The following is a 959-nucleotide window of genomic DNA, read 5'->3' on the forward strand; positions in this document are numbered from 1 at the left end:
AACCAACGAGAATACCAACGGCTTAATCAGAGAGTTCTTGCCTAAGGGTTGTGACTTTAGACAAGTCTCTGATAATGAGATACAGGACATTGAGAATAAACTAAACAGCAGACCAAGAAAACGCTTAGGGTTTAAAACGCCCAATCAGGTGTTCTATAATATAATTTAGCGTTGCACTTGGTATGTTAATCTAAGAAATTAATTAGTAAATCTATAGTGGATAAATTTTTTAAATCAGTAGCACTACTATCAGATTATTAATAGTAAATCCACTGACTATCTACTTTATCACCGTCAATGGTTGTCAAGTAATAGTAAGTTGGTACTGAGGTATTGACCGTGATGAAGTAGTAGTTTTTATTATTATGAATAGCTACTTGATTAATATACATGGAATACTCTTTAGGCTCGTATTCGTCCACACAAGCAACATTGTCGTACTGATCAATAGAACAGTCGACGTTTCGATTTTCAGAAATTCTAGAAGGAATACTATCTACTATTTTTTTTAAATGCTTATCTGTTATAGGTATAAATTTGCTATTTTTATATTTGTCATTCAATGCAATAATATTTGAGTCATTAGTGATATCTTTGATTAGAATACAAGCTCTTTTTCTTGTTAATAATATATTTCGATCACTATTTGCAATGTTTGATGTCTCTCTTAGATCATAGGTTATTAGATCGTTACAATTGCTGATTTCAATCTTTCGGTCTAAATAATCAATATCTTTGAATTTGCCATCAATGAACTTGTCAATAAAAGTTAATTTATTATCTTTTTTTATTGGTTTTATGAATCCTGCAGTAAGTTCATTAATATTATAAATAGGAGTGTTTTCGATTGAATTGCCACTATCTAAATTTGAAGACAAAGAATCTTCTATGCTTGTAAAAGTATTAGGAATAGGCTCAATACTATCAGGTTGTATTTTCATACATCCTGATCCAAAAGC

At 30.3% G+C, this 959-nt stretch carries 2 protein-coding genes; one reads left to right on the forward strand and one right to left on the reverse strand.

The window, feature by feature from the left end:
• Positions 1 to 169: transposase (locus tag ACT3SX_RS15270; RefSeq protein WP_444519157.1), on the forward strand; the 169-nt coding region annotated here is incomplete at its 5' end.
• Positions 170 to 257: 88 nt separating this feature from the next.
• Here the strand turns inward: ACT3SX_RS15270 and ACT3SX_RS15275 are convergent.
• A partial coding sequence (locus ACT3SX_RS15275; protein WP_444761845.1) for a hypothetical protein occupies positions 258 to 959 on the reverse strand: 702 nt, incomplete at its 5' end.

It is taken from the genome of Psychrobacter sp. AOP31-B2-9, assembly GCF_052378005.1.
Classification (GTDB): domain Bacteria; phylum Pseudomonadota; class Gammaproteobacteria; order Pseudomonadales; family Moraxellaceae; genus Psychrobacter.